1 rRNA gene is annotated in these 673 nt (G+C 51.9%); it reads right to left on the bottom strand.

Annotation, left to right across the window (positions count from 1 at the left end):
• Nucleotides 1-673: ribosomal RNA gene (locus tag D0817_RS24760) — 23S ribosomal RNA — on the bottom strand; the annotation flags it as partial.

Genomic DNA, 673 nt, shown 5'->3' with positions numbered 1-673 from the left:
GTACGCCAGTCGTGCAGGTCGGAACTTACCCGACAAGGAATTTCGCTACCTTAGGACCGTTATAGTTACGGCCGCCGTTTACTGGGACTTCAATCAAGAGCTTGCACCCCATCATTTAATCTTCCAGCACCGGGCAGGCGTCACACCCTATACGTCCACTTTCGTGTTTGCAGAGTGCTGTGTTTTTATTAAACAGTCGCAGCCACCAGTTTATTGCAACCCTTTCGCCCTATCACAGTAAAGTGACCAAGCTACCGGGGCGTACCTTTTCCCGAAGTTACGGTACCAATTTGCCGAGTTCCTTCTCCCGAGTTCTCTCAAGCGCCTTAGAATACTCATCTCACCCACCTGTGTCGGTTTGCGGTACGGTCTCGTATGACTGAAGCTTAGAGGCTTTTCTTGGAACCACTTCCGATTGCTTCGTGAACAAGTTCACTCGTCTCAACCCCTTGAATTACGCGCCCGGATTTGCCTAAGCGCCTTCTATGAGCCAAAAACCAACTATTCCAACAGTTGGACAACCTTCCGCGATCCGTCCCCCCATCGCATCATACGACGGTGCAGGAATATTAACCTGCTTCCCATCAGCTACGCATCTCTGCCTCGCCTTAGGGGCCGACTCACCCTGCTCCGATGAACGTTGAACAGGAAACCTTGGGCTTACGGCGTGGAG

The sequence above is a fragment of the Flavobacterium cupreum genome, assembly GCF_003996965.1.
Taxonomy (GTDB): Bacteria; Bacteroidota; Bacteroidia; order Flavobacteriales; family Flavobacteriaceae; genus Flavobacterium; species Flavobacterium cupreum.
This window is presented reverse-complemented; position numbering and strand designations above follow the sequence as displayed.